General features: G+C 68.3%; 15 protein-coding genes and 1 pseudogene. 9 read left to right on the forward strand and 7 right to left on the reverse strand.

What is annotated here, in order from left to right:
* Window positions 1-326 (reverse strand): SDR family NAD(P)-dependent oxidoreductase (locus A9W96_RS28530; RefSeq protein WP_156765458.1); only part of this gene is annotated, 326 nt, incomplete at its 3' end.
* Window positions 327-475: 149 nt separating this feature from the next.
* Between A9W96_RS28530 and A9W96_RS28535 the strand changes: the two genes are divergently transcribed.
* The 5 genes from A9W96_RS28535 to A9W96_RS28555 all read left to right on the forward strand — a co-directional run bounded on the left by A9W96_RS28535 (window position 476) and on the right by A9W96_RS28555 (window position 8,133).
* A complete protein-coding gene (locus A9W96_RS28535; RefSeq protein WP_066871089.1) occupies window positions 476-1,468 on the forward strand; it encodes a diacylglycerol kinase family protein in 993 nt (330 codons plus the stop codon).
* 428 nt (window positions 1,469-1,896) lie between these two features.
* Entirely contained in the window at window positions 1,897-5,154 is a 3,258-nt protein-coding gene (locus A9W96_RS28540; RefSeq protein ID WP_067144551.1) for a thioester reductase domain-containing protein, read from the forward strand.
* A gap of 38 nt (window positions 5,155-5,192) precedes the next feature.
* Window positions 5,193-6,101, forward strand: a complete 909-nt coding sequence (locus A9W96_RS28545) for a metal-dependent hydrolase (protein ID WP_067144557.1) — start codon at window positions 5,193-5,195, stop codon at window positions 6,099-6,101.
* A 14-nt stretch (window positions 6,102-6,115) separates the two neighbouring features.
* Window positions 6,116-7,048 (forward strand): alpha/beta fold hydrolase, encoded by a 933-nt coding sequence (locus tag A9W96_RS28550; RefSeq protein WP_067144552.1) that lies wholly within the window; start codon window positions 6,116-6,118, stop codon window positions 7,046-7,048.
* 2 nt (window positions 7,049-7,050) lie between these two features.
* Complete coding sequence (locus A9W96_RS28555; protein ID WP_066871077.1) at window positions 7,051-8,133, forward strand: PDR/VanB family oxidoreductase; 1,083 nt, start codon at window positions 7,051-7,053, stop codon at window positions 8,131-8,133.
* Window positions 8,134-8,146: 13 nt separating this feature from the next.
* Here the strand turns inward: A9W96_RS28555 and A9W96_RS28560 are convergent, their stop codons facing one another.
* The 3 genes from A9W96_RS28560 to A9W96_RS28570 are packed head-to-tail and all read right to left on the reverse strand — an operon-like array spanning window position 8,147 to window position 10,251.
* Entirely contained in the window at window positions 8,147-8,851 is a 705-nt protein-coding gene (locus A9W96_RS28560; RefSeq protein WP_067144553.1) for a class I SAM-dependent methyltransferase, read from the reverse strand.
* 42 nt (window positions 8,852-8,893) lie between these two features.
* Window positions 8,894-9,727, reverse strand: coding sequence for an alpha/beta fold hydrolase (locus A9W96_RS28565; protein WP_067144554.1), 834 nt, complete (start codon window positions 9,725-9,727; stop codon window positions 8,894-8,896).
* Window positions 9,724-10,251 carry a MarR family winged helix-turn-helix transcriptional regulator gene (locus A9W96_RS28570; protein ID WP_067144555.1) on the reverse strand — a complete coding sequence of 176 codons (528 nt, stop codon included), beginning with the start codon at window positions 10,249-10,251 and terminating at the stop codon, window positions 9,724-9,726. The genes A9W96_RS28565 and A9W96_RS28570 overlap by 4 nt, the downstream gene beginning before the upstream one ends.
* 147 nt (window positions 10,252-10,398) lie before the next feature.
* Between A9W96_RS28570 and A9W96_RS28575 the strand changes: the two are divergent.
* From A9W96_RS28575 to A9W96_RS28585, 3 genes and pseudogenes are all read left to right on the forward strand, one after another.
* Window positions 10,399-11,684, forward strand: a pseudogene (locus A9W96_RS28575) (hypothetical protein).
* Between the two features lie 45 nt (window positions 11,685-11,729).
* On the forward strand, window positions 11,730-12,020 hold the full coding sequence (locus A9W96_RS28580; RefSeq protein ID WP_066871062.1) for a YiaA/YiaB family inner membrane protein: 291 nt from the start codon (window positions 11,730-11,732) through the stop codon (window positions 12,018-12,020).
* A 136-nt stretch (window positions 12,021-12,156) separates the two neighbouring features.
* Window positions 12,157-13,485, forward strand: coding sequence for an acyltransferase (locus A9W96_RS28585; RefSeq protein ID WP_067144556.1), 1,329 nt, complete (start codon window positions 12,157-12,159; stop codon window positions 13,483-13,485).
* Window positions 13,486-13,537: 52 nt separating this feature from the next.
* Here the strand turns inward: A9W96_RS28585 and A9W96_RS28590 are convergent, their stop codons facing one another.
* Window positions 13,538-14,203, reverse strand: a complete 666-nt coding sequence (locus A9W96_RS28590) for a response regulator transcription factor (protein WP_066871056.1) — start codon at window positions 14,201-14,203, stop codon at window positions 13,538-13,540.
* The gene (gene macS / locus A9W96_RS28595; RefSeq protein WP_066871053.1) at window positions 14,193-15,353 is read right to left on the reverse strand and encodes a MacS family sensor histidine kinase; all 1,161 of its coding nucleotides are present in this window, start codon (window positions 15,351-15,353) and stop codon (window positions 14,193-14,195) included. Before macS ends, A9W96_RS28590 begins: the two co-directional genes overlap by 11 nt.
* A gap of 143 nt (window positions 15,354-15,496) precedes the next feature.
* On the opposite strand from macS, the gene A9W96_RS28600 reads away from it, so the two are divergent.
* A complete protein-coding gene (locus tag A9W96_RS28600; RefSeq protein WP_066871198.1) occupies window positions 15,497-16,483 on the forward strand; it encodes an NAD(P)H nitroreductase in 987 nt (328 codons plus the stop codon).
* On the opposite strand, the gene A9W96_RS28605 is transcribed toward A9W96_RS28600, so the two are convergent.
* Window positions 16,480-16,830, reverse strand: coding sequence for a pyridoxamine 5'-phosphate oxidase family protein (locus A9W96_RS28605; protein WP_369830886.1), 351 nt, complete (start codon window positions 16,828-16,830; stop codon window positions 16,480-16,482). The two genes, A9W96_RS28600 and A9W96_RS28605, sit on opposite strands and share 4 nt — an antisense overlap.
* Between the last annotated feature and the right edge of the window lie 6 nt (window positions 16,831-16,836).

Genomic DNA, 16,836 nt, shown 5'->3' on the forward strand with positions numbered 1-16,836 from the left:
ACCGCGTGCTTGGTGGCCATGATGCCGGCGTTGTTGATCAGGACGTCGACCTTGTCGACGCCCTCGGCAAAGCGCCGCACCGAGGACAGGTCCTGCAGGTCGAGCTGACGCACCTCGGCTGTCCCGGTCGCGGGACCGGTTGCCGAACCGGTCATGCGAGCGGCGGCCGCGTGGCCCTTGTCGGTGTTGCGGACTGCCAGGATGACGTGGCCACCCACCCGGAGCAATTCGCGGGCGGTGATCTCGCCCAGCCCGGCGTTGGCCCCGGTGATGACGATGGTCCGTCCGGCGAACGAGGGCAGCTGTGCTGCGGTCCAATCGGCCATGGCAGCCACCCTAACTTCGCACTTGCGACCCCGGCCGGTGGGCCGACGGGCCGTGCGGCGGCGGGCGGGAGCGATGTCGGTCACCCGCCGCGCCCAGGTATCGTGCCTGGGATGACCAGCGAAACCCCACCTGCCGCGGGGATCGCCGGATGCATCTAGGCGTCATCGTCAATCCGAAAGCGCGGAAAAATCGCTCCGCTTCCCGCGATCGCATCGCCGAACTGCGTCGCATCGTCGGCCCCTGGGGCGAGGTGCACGAGACCAACTCGATCGAGGAGCTGTGCGACACCATCGCGCAGCTGGCGCCGCGGGTCACCCACCTGGTGGGCGACGGCGGCGACGGCGCACTGCACTGGTTGATCAACGAGATCGAGCACTGCATCGGCGATCCGCAACGCTGGCCCGCGTTCGTCCCGACCAACGGCGGCAGCGTCAACGCCGTCGCCCGCAAGGCCCGGGTGCGCGGGCGGCCCGAGGCGATCATCCGTGCGCTGACCGCGGCCGCCGAAAACGATCGACCCCCGCCCGAGGTGGAGCTGGACACGTTGGTGCTCGACGGCGCCACCGCCGACGGCGCGGCGTTTCATCGGCTCTGCTTCGGGCTGGCCGCCGGCGGCGTCGGAAACCGTTTCTACGACCGGTATTACGACTCTCCCGATCACGGCCGGCTGGCCGTCGCGCGGGTGATCGCTCGCAGCTTCGGCGACTACATCACCTCCAAGGTCGCCCCCAGCCGAGTGAAGACGCCGAACTATGCGTCCATCCTGTTCACCCCGACGCAAGCGCGCGTGGTGATCGACGGCGACGAGGTCCCGTCGCGCACGCACAGCCTGCTGCACGCCGGCGCGATCGACCTGCGCATCGGCGGCCCACTTCGGTTGTTCCCCAAGGCTTCCGAGCCCGGTGCGCTGCATTTTCAGGCCGGATACCTGCGGCCGTCCAGGATCGTCGCGCAGCTTCCGACGGCCCTGACCAACGGCATGCTCCGCGGCGCAGGGCTACGCGATGTCAACGGCCGTGAGATGGTCATCGAGGCCGAGGACGAACCGCTGTCGCCCATCATCGACGGGGAGCGCTTTTTGGGCATCGTCAAACTGGTGGTCCGGCCAGGCCCGCGTATCCGCATCGCCCGGCCCGCCTAGCCCGGCACGCAGGCCGTTCGGCGGGCGGTCGCCGTGGTGGGCTCTGCAGCGCGAATCGAATTGCGTTTTTCGATTTGCAATTTCGCCATTGGGCGTGACGAAGATAATATTGTTGTGACCGTGCGTCCGATCGGCGGCGCAATCGAATTGCGTGAATTCGTAGATACGTAGTTCAGTATCTCAGGTGGTCGAACCGGCGTAACGCCAGCTCGCATGCCACTGAGATACTGAAGTCCGTATGCGCGGAGATCAGCATTAGTGCATTTAATTCTGCCATTTAAGTTTCACCTGTGAATGTGGTGTGCGACGGCCCTTAATGCCTATCTACGCTTTGCTCAGGACGGCCTCACGGCGCTACATTAGTCTTTATATTCACGACGGAAGTCGTTCTCGGGCTAAGCCAACCTGGAAGGGGGATCACTCCTACGATGGAGACGCTGATCGATTACCTGCAGATGTGGGAAGCGCAGAGGCCGGACCAAACCCTCTTCCGGTTCGTCGATGCCGACGGCCGCGAACTCGAGCACTACACCTACCAGGCCTTCGCCGAACGCACCCGCGAGCTGGCCGCCTACCTGTCCACAGAGGCCGGCCTCAAGTCCGGCGATCGTGCGCTGCTGGTCTACCCACCCGGTCTGGAAATGATCGCCGCGCTGTATGCGTGCGCGCGCATCGGGGTCATCGCCGTTCCGGTCAGCCCGCCCTTGCCGATGTCCTTCGATTCCGGACTGGCCAAGCTCAGCTTCATCGCGCGCGATTGCCAGGCGACTGCGGTGCTGTCGACGAAGCAGTTCGAGTACGACTTCCGCCTGCTGCTCGGCCAGCGCCGCGGGCAGGGCGTCTGGACGGACGAGTCCGACGCCGGCCTGCCGGACCTGCCCTGGTTCGCCACCGACGGTGCCCAGGACTTCGGCGGCGCCCCGGTCGCGGACACGCCCGGCGAGGTGCTCTTCCTGCAGTACACGTCCGGGTCGACCAGCAATCCCAAGGGTGTGATCGTCACCCACGCCAACGTCATCGCCAATGGCTCCGCCTTCACCGGCGACGTGGTGCTGGCCTCGTGGCTGCCGCAGCATCACGACATGGGCCTGATCTCGGCCTACATGTTCATCGTGCTGCTGGGCGGGTCGACCCACGCGATGTCGCCCCTGGACTTCCTCGCCCGGCCCTCGTCGTGGCTTCGGCTCATCAGCGACGTGCGCGCCACCCACACCCCGGGACCCAACTTCGCGCTCGAATACTGCCTGCGCGAGGACAAGCTGCCCGCCGCGGAGCTGGCCGGCGTGGACCTGAGCAGCCTCGAATGCATCGTGGTGGGCGCAGAACCGCTGCGCGCCAACACCTTCGCACGCTTCCGGCAGCGGTTCGCCGAGTACGGCCTGCGGCCCGAGGCGCTGACGGGCGCCTACGGCATGGCCGAATCAACCCTGATCGTGTCGATCCGCGGGCGCCAGACCATCGCGGTCAACAAGCGCGGGCTGGAGCGCAACGTCGCGCGCGTCGAAAAGGCGTTGCCGGAGAACAGCAACCAGGTCGCGTTGGTCAGCTGCGGCAAGCCCATCAAGGAGACGCTGGTTCGCATCGTCGATCCCGAATCGCGCCAGGCGCTGCCCGACGGGCGGGTCGGCGAGGTCTGGTTGGCCGGGCCCTCCAAGGGCGCCGGCTACTGGAACCGTCCGGAGCTCACCGCCGAGATGTTCGGCGCCCGCATCGCCGGCGATGACGAACGCACCTTCCTGCGCACCGGCGATCTCGGTTTCCTCTACGAGGGTGAGCTTTTCGTCTGCGGCCGCAGCAAGGACCTGATCATCGTCCGCGGCGTCAACTGCTACCCCTCCGACATCGAAGCCGTCGTCGAGCGCACGGCCGCGCACGTCCGGAGCGGCTGCGTCGCCGCCTTCGCGGTCGAGCACGACGAGTCCGAAGCGCTGATCGTCGTCGCCGAGGTGCGCGACGAGCACAACCTTCCGGACGCCAAGTCCGTGGCCCGCGCGATCCGCCGGCACTGCCACATCGATCCGCACGCGATCGTCTTCGCGCCGCCGCGCAGCATCCCCAAGACCACGTCGGGCAAGATCCGGCGTGCTTCGACGCGCCAGCTGTGGCTGGACGACGAGCTGCCCGCCTTCGCCACCTGGGTCAACCAATCCGCCAACCGGACGCACGGCGAACTGGGTGCCGGCGCCGGTCCGCTGGAACGCTTCCGCAACCTCATCGAGAGTTACGACCTCACCGGAGACGAGGACTGCTCGTTCGCCGATCTCGGCATCGACTCGCTGGCGCTGGCCGAGCTCCGCACGGACCTGCAGGCCCTGCTGGAGGAGAACGGCGCGGGGGAGCTCGCCGAAGAGGTCAACACCCGGCTGCTCCAGCGGTTGACGGTGTCCGAATTCTTCGGCCTGATAAGGCAATTCGGCGAGGGCTCCGGCCAGCCGCTCGAGGCCCTGCGCGGGGCGCTGGACAAGATTGCCGCCGAGTACGAGGCCCACGAGGCCGCCCAGATGCGGGCCGACGCGGCGCTGCCGCTGCCGGAGTTGGCGCCGGCGCGGCCGGGCGAGCCCACCGACCTGTTGCTGACGGGCGCGACCGGATTCCTGGGGCCGTTCCTGGTGAGCAGCCTGCTGTCGCGGACCTCCTACACCGTGCACGCATTGGTGCGCGCCACCGACCCCGCGCACGGCCTGGACCGCATCGTCGCGTCGCTGCGGCGCGCCCAGCTGTGGACCCCGGCGCTGGAAGCCGATGTCCGCGCCCGGGTGCGCGTCGTCTGCGGCGACCTCGCCCAGCCCGCGCTGGGCATCGGCGAGGCGGCCTTCCAGCAACTGGCGAAGGACGTCGATGTCGTCGTGCACAACGGCGCGCTGGTCAACTACGTGCGCACCTACGACGCGCTGCGGCCAGCCAACGTGGAGGGCACCCGTGAACTGTTGCGGCTGGCGATGATCAACCACCGCAAGGCTTTCCACCTCGTCTCCAGCACGTTCATCTACGGCTGGAGCACCGAACCGGTGGTCGGGGAGTGGGACGCCAACGAGAAGATGGCCGGCCTGGACTTCGGCTACTCGCAGACCAAGTGGGTCGGCGAGCAGCTGGCGCTGGCCGCGCAGCGCAAGGGACTCGACGTCCGCATCTACCGACCCTCGCTGATCTCGCCCACCCGGGCGGGCTTCGGCAGCCAGGACGACATCCTGGTGCGCCTGACGGCGTTCATGATCGAGCACGGGGTCGCCGTCAACGCGCTCAACCAGATCAGCCTGCTGCCGGCGGACTTGATCGCGGATCACATCGTCACGCTGATGGGCCTGCCGGACGAGTCGGGCAGCGTCTTCAACATGACCGCGGACGACTACTACAACCTCACCGACGTCACCCGCATCCTGTCCGAACGCTACGGGTATCGCTTTGAGTACCACGACATCCCGTCGTTCACCGAGCAGCTGAACCGCCGCTGCACGCCGAACGACCAGATGTATCCGCTGGTCGATTTCCTCACCCGGTCGGCGGACAAGATCGCGGCCATGCGCGACAAGCGCTACGACAATACCCAGTACCGTCATCGGCGGGGCCTGACCAAGGTCCGGCTGCGCGAGCCGGCCCTGACCGAGACGGTCGATCATCTGGTCCGGTTCTTGCGCAGCGAGCGTCTGATCACTGAGGTAGAGGACGACGCGCAACGCAGCGCCTAGCCGCACGACTTGGGGCAGGACGGAAAGGGGTGGCGACGATGTTCACCGTCGATGACAAGGCAACGGGCCCGCATGACGCCTCGCTCGACCACGAGCGGATCGTCCTGCAGGCGCGTGACGTCGACTTCGACTGGTCGACGCTGCCGTTCTACTACGTGCCCAACGAACCGTTCACCACCCACTTCTGCAATGTGCTGCATTTGTTGCTGCCCGCGGGCGAGGAATTCATCGTCGACGCCTTCAAGGACACCTTGCCGCTGATCAAAGACGATCAATTGCGTCGCGATGTGCAGGGTTTCATCAGCCAGGAGGCCATGCACTCCCAGGCGCACGCGGGGGTGCTCGGACACTTCGCGGCCAGAGGCATCGACGTGACGCCGTTCACCGGCCAAATGCGTTGGCTGTTCACCCAACTCATCGGTGACCGGCCGCGGTGGAGCAGCCGCCGCCGGCAGAGCTGGTTGCTCGAGCGGGTGTCGATGGTCGCCGCCCTCGAGCACTACACCGCGATCCTCGGCGAATGGATTCTCGACACCCCACAACACGACGCCATGGGCACCGACCCGGTGATGCTCGACCTGTTGCGCTGGCACGGCGCCGAGGAAGTCGAGCACAAGGCGGTCGCGTTCGACACCATGAAGCACCTGCGCGGCGGGTACTGGCGGCAGGTGCGCACGCAGCTGCTGATCACGCCGGCGCTGCTGTGGTTGTTCGTCCGCGGTGTGCGGTTCATGTACTCGGTCGATCCCTACCTGCCGCCCGGTACCAAGCCGCGCTGGCGCGACTACTTTCGCGCGGCGCGCCGCGGGTTGGTGCCCGGGCCGTTCCAGTTCCTCCGGGTCATCGGCGCCTACTACACACCGAGTTTTCATCCGTCACAGCTCGGTGGGGTCGGGCGCGCCGTCGACTACCTGGCCCGGTCGCCCGCGGCCAGGGCCTCGCACTGAAACCGGCGCTGACGATGACGACCGAAGTGGCCCTAACCACGGTCGCCGCCTCCGACGGCGTGCGACTGGCCGTGCACGCCTACACCGACATCGACCCGGGCCGTCCGACCGTCCTGGCCATCCACGGCTACCCGGATAACCACCACGTGTGGGACGGGGTCGCCGAGACCTTGGGCCGCCGCTTCAATGTCGTGGCCTACGATGTGCGCGGCGCCGGGGATTCGTCGAAGCCGGCCAGGCGGGCGGGATACCGCTTCGGCCAGCTGGTTTCGGACATCGACGCGGTGATCGACAGCCTCGGGGTCGACCAGGTTCATTTGTTGGCCCACGACTGGGGCTCGATTCAGGCTTGGGCGGCGGTCACCGACGACGCGGTGATGAACAAGGTTGCCTCGTTCACGTCGATCTCGGGCCCGCACCTGAACTACGCGGGCAGGTTCCTGCGGTCCCCGCGGTCGCCGCGCGGCGTCTTCGACGTCCTCAAGCAGGCCTTGGCCTCGAGCTACATCTGGTTCTTTCTGTGCCCCGGCGTGCCCGAGCTGGCGATCTGGTCGCGGGCGACCGTGGCGGTCTTTGCCGTGGTGGAACTCATCGGGCGGCCGCGGGGCGCCGGGCATCGGCGCGCCGCGACCAGCCGCTCCATCCGCGACTATCTCAACGGGCTCAACCTGTACCGCGCCAACATGCCCAAGCCGATGCTCGCGCCCGGAAAGCGGTTGCCGCAGACCACCGTTGCGGTGCAGGTGCTCGTCGCGCGCCAGGATTACTTCGTATCGCCCGCCCTGCAACGGTTTACCGGTTCCATCCCGGAGGGCGGCAGGGTCGTCCCGATCGAGGGCGGCCACTGGGTGGTCAGCGCATACCCCGAGGTCATCGCCCGGCTCACCGGCGAGTGGGTTGACCTGATCGCCCAGTCCGCGGACCGTCGCGGCATCGGCCAGGCGTGAGGTTGATTGTGGCACAGAGCATCTGGGACAGCATTCCGGCCGACCTCTACGGCCGCCGCAAGCGTGATCGCATGTACACGGCGTTGTACGGGGTCGGTGCGCTGTTCGGCGGCCTGGCATCGGCGTCGCGGTGGACGTCCTCGCGCGTGCAGCCCGTGCAGCGCACCACCACCGCGGTGGTGATCAACCGCGAGCTTCTGGCCCCCGACGTCGTCGCCCTGACGGTGGCCGACCCGGCCGGTGGGTTGTTGCCGTCCTGGACGCCCGGCGCGCACATCGACGTTCGGCTGCCATCGGGACGCCGCCGGCAGTACTCACTGTGTGGTTCGCCCGGCCGACGCACCGACTATCGCATCGCGGTGCGCCGCATCGCCGACGGCGGCGGCGGCTCGATCGAGATGCACGACACCTTCAAGGTGGGGGACAGGTTCGAGTTCGAGGGTCCCCGCAACGCGTTTTATCTCGTCACCGACGAGCGCGAGGTGCTGTTCGTGATCGGCGGCATCGGGGTGACACCGATTTTGCCCATGATCCAGACGGCCCAGCAGCGCGGAATCAATTGGCGCGCCGTGTATGCCGGGCGCACCCGCGATTACATGCCGCTGCTGGACGAGGTGCTGGCCGTGGCGCCGGACCGGGTGACGGTGTGGGCCGACGACGAGCGGGGCCGGATCCCCACCGCGTCGGACTTGCTCGCCGGCGCCGGGCCGGCGACGGCCGTCTACGTGTGTGGCCCCACCGCCATGCTGGAGTCGGTGCGCACCGCCCGCAACGAACACGCGAACGCGCCGCTGCACTACGAACGTTTCGGCCCGCCGCCGGTGGTCGACGGGGTGCCCTTCGAGCTGGAACTGGCCCGCTCGCAGCGGGTGCTTCAGGTGCCGGCGAACCGGTCGGCGCTGGACGTGATGCTCGACCGCGATTCGACCACCGCGTACTCCTGCCAGCAGGGATTCTGCGGCACCTGCAAGGTCAAAGTGCTTGACGGGCAAGTCGATCGGCGCGGCCGCACCGCGGAAGGTGACGACGAGATGCTGGTCTGCGTCTCCCGCGCGAAATCCGGGCGCGTGAAAATAGACGCGTGATCGATGCGTGAAGTCAGCGCCGGGTGCCCGTCAGCACGCGTGCGGGCAGCCACGGGGCGCCATACCAATAGTTGATGCCAAGACCGCGGCAGTTGAGGTTGGTCGTCGCGTCAGCGAGGACCCTGGCGTAGTCGGTGACGTGCATGATGTCGACCAGGACAAGCCTGCCGCCGGGTTTGAGGACCCTGGCCATCTCAGCCACCGCGCGGCGGCGGTCAGCGGAGTTGGAGATGTTGTGCACCGCAAGCGCCGAGGTGACGACGTCGAAGGAGCCGTCGGGAAAGGGCAATTCGGTCATGTCGGCGGTGTGCAGCCGGATCCGATCCGCCACACCGCAAGCGCGGGCGTTTTCCCGCGTACGCGCGGGATCGTTGCCGGACTGGTCCCTGCTGCGCCATAGGTCGACACCCTCGGCTCGCCCGCGGGGGAGCCGCTTGGCGACGGCGATCAGCACCGCACCGCTGCCGCAGCCGACATCGAGTAGGCGCTCATCGCCATTCAATGCCAGCCGGTCCAGTTCCCGGCGCCACACGACGTGTTTTCCGCGCAACGTGGTGTGCAGATACAGCGCCGCCTGAGCGAACAACGCCGTGGCGGGAGCACGCCACCAGCGACCGCGAGAGCGCGCCACGGCCAGCAGTGCTACGCCGCCCAGCGCGAATCCCGCCGGCCAATAGGGCGCCTCGATCCCGTATCTGGTGGTGAACGGTACGTCCATCCCGCCATCTGCCTTCCCGCGTCGACCCGTTCGGTTCTTCGCTTACCGTGTTCCGTGTCTTGCCGAGGTTTCCTGTTGCAGTCGGGTGAGCAGGGCGTCAGCGAACGCGTCGCAATGAGTCACGAAACCCACGTGTCCGCCCGGCATTTCGACCACATCGCGGTCGAGCAGGCGGCCCAATCGACGGCTCACCTCGTGATTGGGATAGCCTCGGCATTCCCGCCCCACCGCGGGGACGATGCGATCGGCCCAGGGGCGCAGGGCTTCGGCGTGCACCGACACCGAGGTGTACTCGCGAAGCTCACGCTCGAACCAGTAGACCGCGTTCGCCACCGCGTGCGGGGAGTTTGGATTTTTGGACCGCTGCATGACCGCGTGGTCTACCGCCGGAAACGTACGTTCGCGGAACAGTTTCAACGCCGGGTCCGTTCCCGCGCGCCGGTATACGTCATAGACGTAGGCGAAGAACTCGATCCATTGCCGGCCTTGCGGATGCAAGCACATGGCGGCCGGCTCGAACAACACGGCGGTATCGATCACGTCGGCGTGCTCGAGCAGGAGACGCAGCGCCACAACGGCTCCAGAACTGGTACCGAAGACGGTGGCCTCTCCGCCGCCCGCCACGTGCTCGATGAGGCGCCGCGCGTCCGTGGCGTCGGTGGACAATCGCCGTGAGTAATCTTGTGGGCCGGCAAGGCGACTGCGGCTAAAGCCCCGCCGGTCGTATGTCGCTACCCGATAGTGTGCGGACAATCTGTCGGCGAGCGACTCAAAGACGCCCGCATCGCCGTTGGCGCCGGGAATCAGCAACATCGGGGGGCCGTCGCCGCGGGTCTCGTAATACAGCTGGGCCCCTTCGACTTCCAGCACGCTCATCGCGGCGCCTTGCCGCGGTAGCCGCCCGATCTGTCGTCGGCAGAAAACGGCTGAGCTCGCAGTAGCGCCGCATGTCTGAACGTGATCTCGGTTCCTTCGGCGAGAAACCGCGCAATGGCGTTGAGCTGGTGCTCATCGAACTCCGACAACAGGGTCGCGAGATCGCCACGAAACGGCTCAAACACGTCGTGTACCTGTTGAAACCGCGCCTCGACCGGACGCAGGAGTTGTTTGCGTCCGTCTTGCGGGTGCGGATCGCGGTGGAGGTAACCGGCCTTCTCCAGGCGCGCCACCACACCGGTGATCGCACCGGTGGTCAACCCGGTGGCCGCGGCGAGTTCGCTGCCCGTCATCGCGGATCGCTCACGCAGCAGATCAAGACACTTCGTGTCCGTGGGGCCAAGCCCTAACTTCTCGGCGACCGCGTGGTGGAAAAGCACTGCGGCCGTGCTGTATCGACGCGCGAGCGAGCCGAGCAGCAAGTCGACGAGACGGGCTCGCTTTGTCTTGACCGCCGTGGGCACTTGAGACCCCTTCCGACGCACCGGTAAAAGTCGCTTAGATACTAAGCGAATTATTGAGCCATATGCAAGGCGTCGTGTTGCTGGTTCGCGGGCGTGACAGAGGCGCGTTCGTTGATCAGTTCAGCGCCGCTACGTCATGCTTAGGCGATGCCGAAGAAATCGCTACCCGCGCCGGCGCGGCCGGAGACGGGCTCGGGGGAGCCGGTGCTGGGAACCTGGCGGGCCGCCGCGCTGAGCATGGCCGTGATCGCGTCCGCGGCGTGGTACGGGCTGGGCGCCTGGTGGGCGCGGCGGTGATGATTCCGGTGATCTACGCGCTGGCGCGGCTGCGCGGCCACGCGCCGCACGCGCGCAGCACCGCCGAGCTGATCGGCGCCGCCCTGGGCCGCCAAGCGGGGACGGCCGCGGGCATCGTTCAGTTGCTTGCCTACCTGGTGTTGGCCGCGGAGTTCGCGGCCACGCTCGGATTGCAACTGCTGCAGCTGCTTTGGCCCGATCAAGACCCCGTCAAGATCGTGTCGTGGCTGCCGGTCGGCGCCGCAGTCGTGGCGGTGGTGGTCGGTGCCGCCGCCTGTTGGGCGTCGACGCGCGTCGTGGCGACGCTGGCGATGCCGCTCGTGCTCGCCGGCCTGCTCCTGTACGGCTGCCTCGCGGTGTCGGTGACCGCCCTCGTCGCGTTGAGCACCGACCCCGTCGTCGTCGGGACGGCCGCAACACCGCGCCCGCTGTCCGGCCAGCTCGTCGGCTTCGGCCTGGGAATGGTGGGCGTCGAACTGCTCACCGTCCGCATCCCGCGCGTCGCCAGGCCGGGACGATCCATGTCGCTGGCCGTCGTGCTGGTGGCCGCGGTGGCGGTGGTGTTGTGGGTGGGCGATCACCAGGGCGTGATAGGCCCGTGGCGATGGAGCGCCAAGATGCTGGCCGAGGCGGTGCCCGAGTTCTATGCCGACGAGGGCCGGTGGTGGCTCGCAGTGGCCGGCCTCGCGTTGGCGGTGGCCGCCGCGTTGGTTTCCGCCTGGGCCGCGGTGCGCGCCGCCGCGGGCCTGGCGGTCATGCGCGGGGCGCCGGCCGGCGCGGGCCTGCGGCTGGCGGTCGTCGCCCTCGTCGCGTTGGTTGGCGCCGTCGTCTCGGCGCACGGCGCGCGCTGGATCGGCCTGGCGATCCTGGGCGCAGCACCCCTGCTGTTGATGGCACTGTATGTGTTTGTCACAGAGGCTAATTCGCGACTACCCGGGGACAGCGTGGTGGCCTGGTGGGTTCGGCTGGTGATGCCCGCCCTGGGCGTGGTGGCCGTGGTCAAACCGCTCGCCGACTCCGGGTTCGCCTCGGTGGAGGTGGCGACGGTGATCGCCGCCGCGATCGGGGTGGCTGCCGCGGGCGCCGCTGCGGTGCTGCTGGCGCGGCCGGGCGATCGCACCGCCGAATCTGAGTAGTCTTACGGATCCTCGCGGGTGGTGTGCTGCCGCAGTCTGATTGGCATGACCATCCCCAACAGCACGTCGAAAACCACCGCCGCCTTCTTCGTCCAGGCCGCCGTCGCGTTCGCGATCAGCTTCCTCGCCGCGCTCGGCGGGATCTACTTCCTGCCGCTTGACCCGTGGCCGCGATTGTTCCTCGGTGTCACCTTCCTGTTCCTGGTGTCGAGCGCGTTCACCCTGGCCAAAGTGATCCGCGACCAACAGGAGGCCGCGACCGTCCGGGTGCGACTCGATGAGGCCCGCATCGAAAAGCTGCTGGCCGACTACGACCCGCTCAACTCCGCGGGCTGAGTAGAACTACTCAGCGCCTACGCGTAGAAGTGCGCACGCCCGCGCCCGCGCCACCGGTGATGCTTTTCTCATCGCACGATTCCTGCTCCACCACAACGCTTCGGCGTTCACACCACAGAAGGGCAGTTCCGCTCCCATGACCACTCTTGTCAGGTTTCCCGACGTCGCCGAGGTGGCCGCGAGTACGCCGGCCGATCGTGATCGCGTCCTGGACGTCATCCGCATCACGTCGCTGGTCGGCGTGGTGCTCGGCCATACCGTGATGGCGGCCAGCATCATCCGCAACAACGTCCTGATCTGGGACAACCTGCTCACCACCTCGGCGCTGTTTCAGGCGATGACGTGGCTGCTGCAGATCATGCCGCTGTTCTTCTTCGCCGGCGCCGCGGCGTGCGTGTCCTCCTGGGCGCCGGGCACCAATTGGGGCGACTGGCTGATGAGGCGCTGCACCAGGCTCTTCCGGCCGGTGTTCTACTATCTGGCGTTCTGGGCAGTGACGCTGACCGTGCTGTATCGGGCGCTGCCGCAACACGTCTACGAGCCGATCGCCGGTGTCAGCACGCAGCTGCTGTGGTTTTTGGGGGCCTACGTTCTGGTGCTGGCCGCCATGCCGGTGCTGTACCGCATCACCACGGCCGGGCGCCTGGCCGCCGGGGTGGCGGCGGTCTTCGGGACGATCGCGCTGATCGACGTGATCCGCCTGCAGTGGCCGGCGCTGATGCCGCTGGGTTATCTGAACCTGGCCGTCTGGCTGATTCCCGCGATGTTCGGTGTGGCTTACCGGCGCCGCTTGCTCGGTGGCCGCGCCGCGCTGACCGTCGCCGCCGTCTTCCTCGCCGTCGATGTCGCGCTGGTGCACTGGGGGCCGTATCAGATCAGCATGGTCGGCACCGGCGATCACCACCTGTCCAACACCAGCCCGCCGTCACTGCTGCTGGCCGGCCACGCAATCATCCTGAGCGCGTTGGCCATCGCGGCCGCACCGGCGATCGCGCGTTGGGCGCAGCGGCCGCGAGTGTGGTGGTGGACCGCCATCGGCAACTCGGGCGCGATGACCCTGTACCTGTGGCACATGCCGGTGCTGCTGGGTGTGCACCTGATCTTCGATTACCTTGGCTGCCCACGCTTTCCGGGCGCGCAGGATTTCCTCGCCATCAGCCTCGCGCAGGTGCTCATCGTGGTCGTCACGGTGGCGGTGCTGTTCGTTGCGCTGCGGCCGCTGGAGAACAACCCGCTGTCCGGCTGGGACGGCGCGCCCGCGGTGACGTCACGGGGCCGGGGCGTGGCCGTCGGTGCCCTGCTGTGCGCGGCCGGCGTGGCGCTGCTCGCGGCGATCAGGTGGGGCCTCAAAGACGACGGGCTGGTGTGCATGGCCGTGGTGGTGACCGCACTGGTGAGCGCGCGAATCATGGCCCAGCACAAGGGCGCGGTACCGGTCGGCAGAGGCCACGCCGCGACGCGGTAGCCCAGAGGCGTCGGCCCGCGGGGCAAGTGCGGTTATCCGCCCGCCCCGCGGGTCACGGCTCTTCGTCCAGGCCGTGCTCAATGGCGTAGCGCGCCAGTTCCACCCGATTGGCGACCTGGAGCTTGCGGAAGGTCGCCTGCACATGGTTTTCCACCGTGCGGTGGCTCAACGACAGCCTCTCGGCGATCTGCTTGGCGGACAGTCCTTTTGCCACGTAGCGCAGCACCTCCGTTTCTCGTTCGGTGAGGCTGGGGCGGGCGGGCCCGTCGTCCTTGCTCTGCGCGATGCGCCGGTATTCGCCCAGCACCAGCCCGGCCAGGCTGGGGGTGAACACTGCGCGGCCGGCAGCGGTGGCCGTCACCGCCTGTGCCAGTTCGGCTTTCGAGGCGCTCTTGACCAGGTATCCCGTCGCACCGGCTTTGACCGCCTCCAGCACGTCATCGCGCTCGTCGGATGCCGACAGCACCAGCACCCGCGTCGACGGTGACACCGCGAGCACCGCGGCGGTCGCCTGCGCACCGTCGCCATCGGTCAGCTGCATGTCCATCACCACCACGTCGGGCTTGACCACGGCGGCCCGCCGCCCCGCGGCGGCCACGCCGTCGGCCGTGGCGACCACCGCGAAGCCCTCCTCGGCCAGGTCGCGGGCGACCGCGTCACGCCAGATCGGGTGGTCGTCGACGACCATCACGCTCGTCGGCGTCTCGTCATCCGCCATGGCGTTCCTTCCGGCGTGGCACGCACAACTCCCACTCGGTGCCCTCCCCTGGGGCGCTGTGCAATTCGGCGCTGCCGCCCAGCGCCGTCAGGCGTCCCACGATCGATTGGGCGATGCCCAGCCGTCCCTGACGAGACGCCTCCTCGAGTCGGCCGGCGGCAATCCCCACCCCGTCGTCGCGGACACTGACCACGACCGAATCGCCGAGGTCCTCCACCAGCACGTACGCGTGCGCCTCCGGACCGGCATGGGCGATGACGTTGTCCAGCGCGTTGCCCACCGCGGCGTCGAGTTCCGTTGCCGCCCAACGCCCCAGCGGCACCGGGGTGCCGGGCAGGCTGAACGACACGCGATCGGATTCCCGGCACCGCAGCAGTGAGCGCAGGTCGAGCGTCACCCCGTCGGCATCCGCCTCGATGTCCGTGCCCGCCAGCCAGCGCCGCAACGCGCGCTCCTGCTCGCTGGCCAGGTCGGCGAGTTCTGCTGTGGCGCCGCCGATCTCATGGCCCTTCTTGGCGACCAGCGCCAGCACCTGGATCGCTCCGTCGTGGACCTGCCGGGACAATCGGTCGCGTTCGGCCACCGCGGCGCTCAGTTGGGCCGCTCGTTGCAGCTCGGCGTGGGCGCGCCGCGCGGTCTGCGCGGCCATCCCGATCGCCATGCCGATCGCCAGTTCGATGATGACGGTGGCGTTGTGCCCGAGGTTGAGCGCGAGGTAATCCTTGACGGCGAAATTGGTGGCCATCACCGCCAGGCCCGTCAGCATTCCGCCGGCGGGGCCGAACTGGATGGCGGCGGAGATCGTGGGGTTACTCGCCCACAACGTCGTCGGCCAGGTCTGGTTCTCGGCCGCCCAGTGCGGGCTCGCGACGAGACTGTTCGACCACATCAGCAGGACGACGACCACGAGCTCGGCCAGCACCCACGCCGGCCGGCGCCCGAAGCCGCGCAGGTAGGCGACCGCGCAGGCCGCGCTCCAGCCGATCAGCGCGCCGAAGAGCACCCAGCCCAGCACCGGCCGCATTAGATCCGGATTGATCGCGATTTGAAAGCCGGTGGCGTAGATGCAGCTCAGCAGCCGGAACACCTGGGCCGCGCGCCACAGCGGCGTGGTGGGATCGGGGCCGTGGTTCGCCATCGTCGTCAGCATAAGGGCGAAGGGCCCCGCGGCGGGGCGGCCACGGAGATTGGCCGAAAGTCCCTCGAGTTAGAGCCGTCCTGCCCTCGTGCTGTCGACAACAACGCGTGATGGTGGATACCGGCAAGGCGCTAGGAGAGAAGGGGGACCATGGCATGAACGACCGCTTTCCGGACGCCGGGACGATCCGAACCGCCCTGACGCTGGCCTCACGCGCCCCGTCGGTGCACAACACCCAACCGTGGCGGTGGCGCGTCGACGCGACCAGCCTGCAGCTGCACGCCGACGCCGGCCGCCAGCTGCCCAACACCGACCCCGATGGCCGCGACTTGGTTCTGAGTTGCGGCACGGCGCTGCACCACTGCGTTGCGGCGTTCGCCGCGGTGGGGTGGCGGTCCAAGGTGATGCGGCTGCCGAACGTTGCCGACCCGAATCACCTTGCCACGCTGCAGCTTTCGCCGTACCCCGCCGATTCCGTCGACATCGCACTGGCCGCGGCGATACCGCGGCGGCGCACCGATCGGCGTTATTACAGCTCCTGGCCGGTGCCCATGGGCGACATCGCGCTGATGGCGGCGCGGGCCGCGCGCACCGGCGTCACGCTGTGTCAGGTGGAAGACATCGAGGCGCTGCACGGCATCGTCGCGCAATCGGTCCGCGATCACCTGACCCAGGACTATCTCGTCGAGCTGACGGCATGGAGTGGGCGCTACTTCTCGGTCGCCGGGGTGCCCGCGCGCAATGCGCCGATATCGGACCCGCAGGCCAAGATCCCGAGCCGGCTGTTCGCGGGCGCGGCGCTGCCGATGGCACCGGACTCGTCCCCGGCCGACGACAACGCGGTGGTGCTTGCGCTGGGCACCCGCCACGACGACCGGTTGGCCCAGCTGCGCGCCGGTGAGGCCACCAGCGCGGTGCTGCTCACCGCGACGTCAACCGGCCTGGCCAGTTGCCCGGTCACCGAACCGCTGGAGACGGCCGGCACCCGCGAGGCCGTACGCCGCGACATCTTCGGCGACAGCAACTACCCGCAGATGCTGCTCCGGGTGGGTTGGGCGCCGATCAACGCCGATCCGCTGCCGGCGACGCCGCGACGTGACCTCGACGACTTCGTCGAGTGGGCGAGTGACCGCGGGCGCTAAACGTCACTCGGTGGTGATCCGAACTGGAACCTGCGGCCGGTGACACTTTCCGGCACGATGCGCACATAGTGCGTCTTCTCCGGCCTGGTCCACGGCAGCACCTGCGCGCGCTCGGCCTCCTCGAGTTCCTCGGGAGTGTGCAGCGAGCGCGCCTTGCCCCTGACGATCACGCTCCACGCCTCGGCGACGTTGTGGTCGTCGACTTCGAAGAGCACCCGATTGTTGATCGCGGAGCTGACCAGCTTGGTGCCCCCCGCGGTGCGGAACAGCACGGTTCGGCGCTGGGGCGGCTGGTCACCTACGCCGACGGCCAGCCCGATATCTTCCCGGTCAACTACGTCGTCCAGCGCCGA

The sequence above is a fragment of the Mycobacterium sp. 1245852.3 genome (genome assembly GCF_001669335.1).
GTDB classification, from domain to species: domain Bacteria; phylum Actinomycetota; class Actinomycetes; order Mycobacteriales; family Mycobacteriaceae; genus Mycobacterium; species Mycobacterium europaeum_A.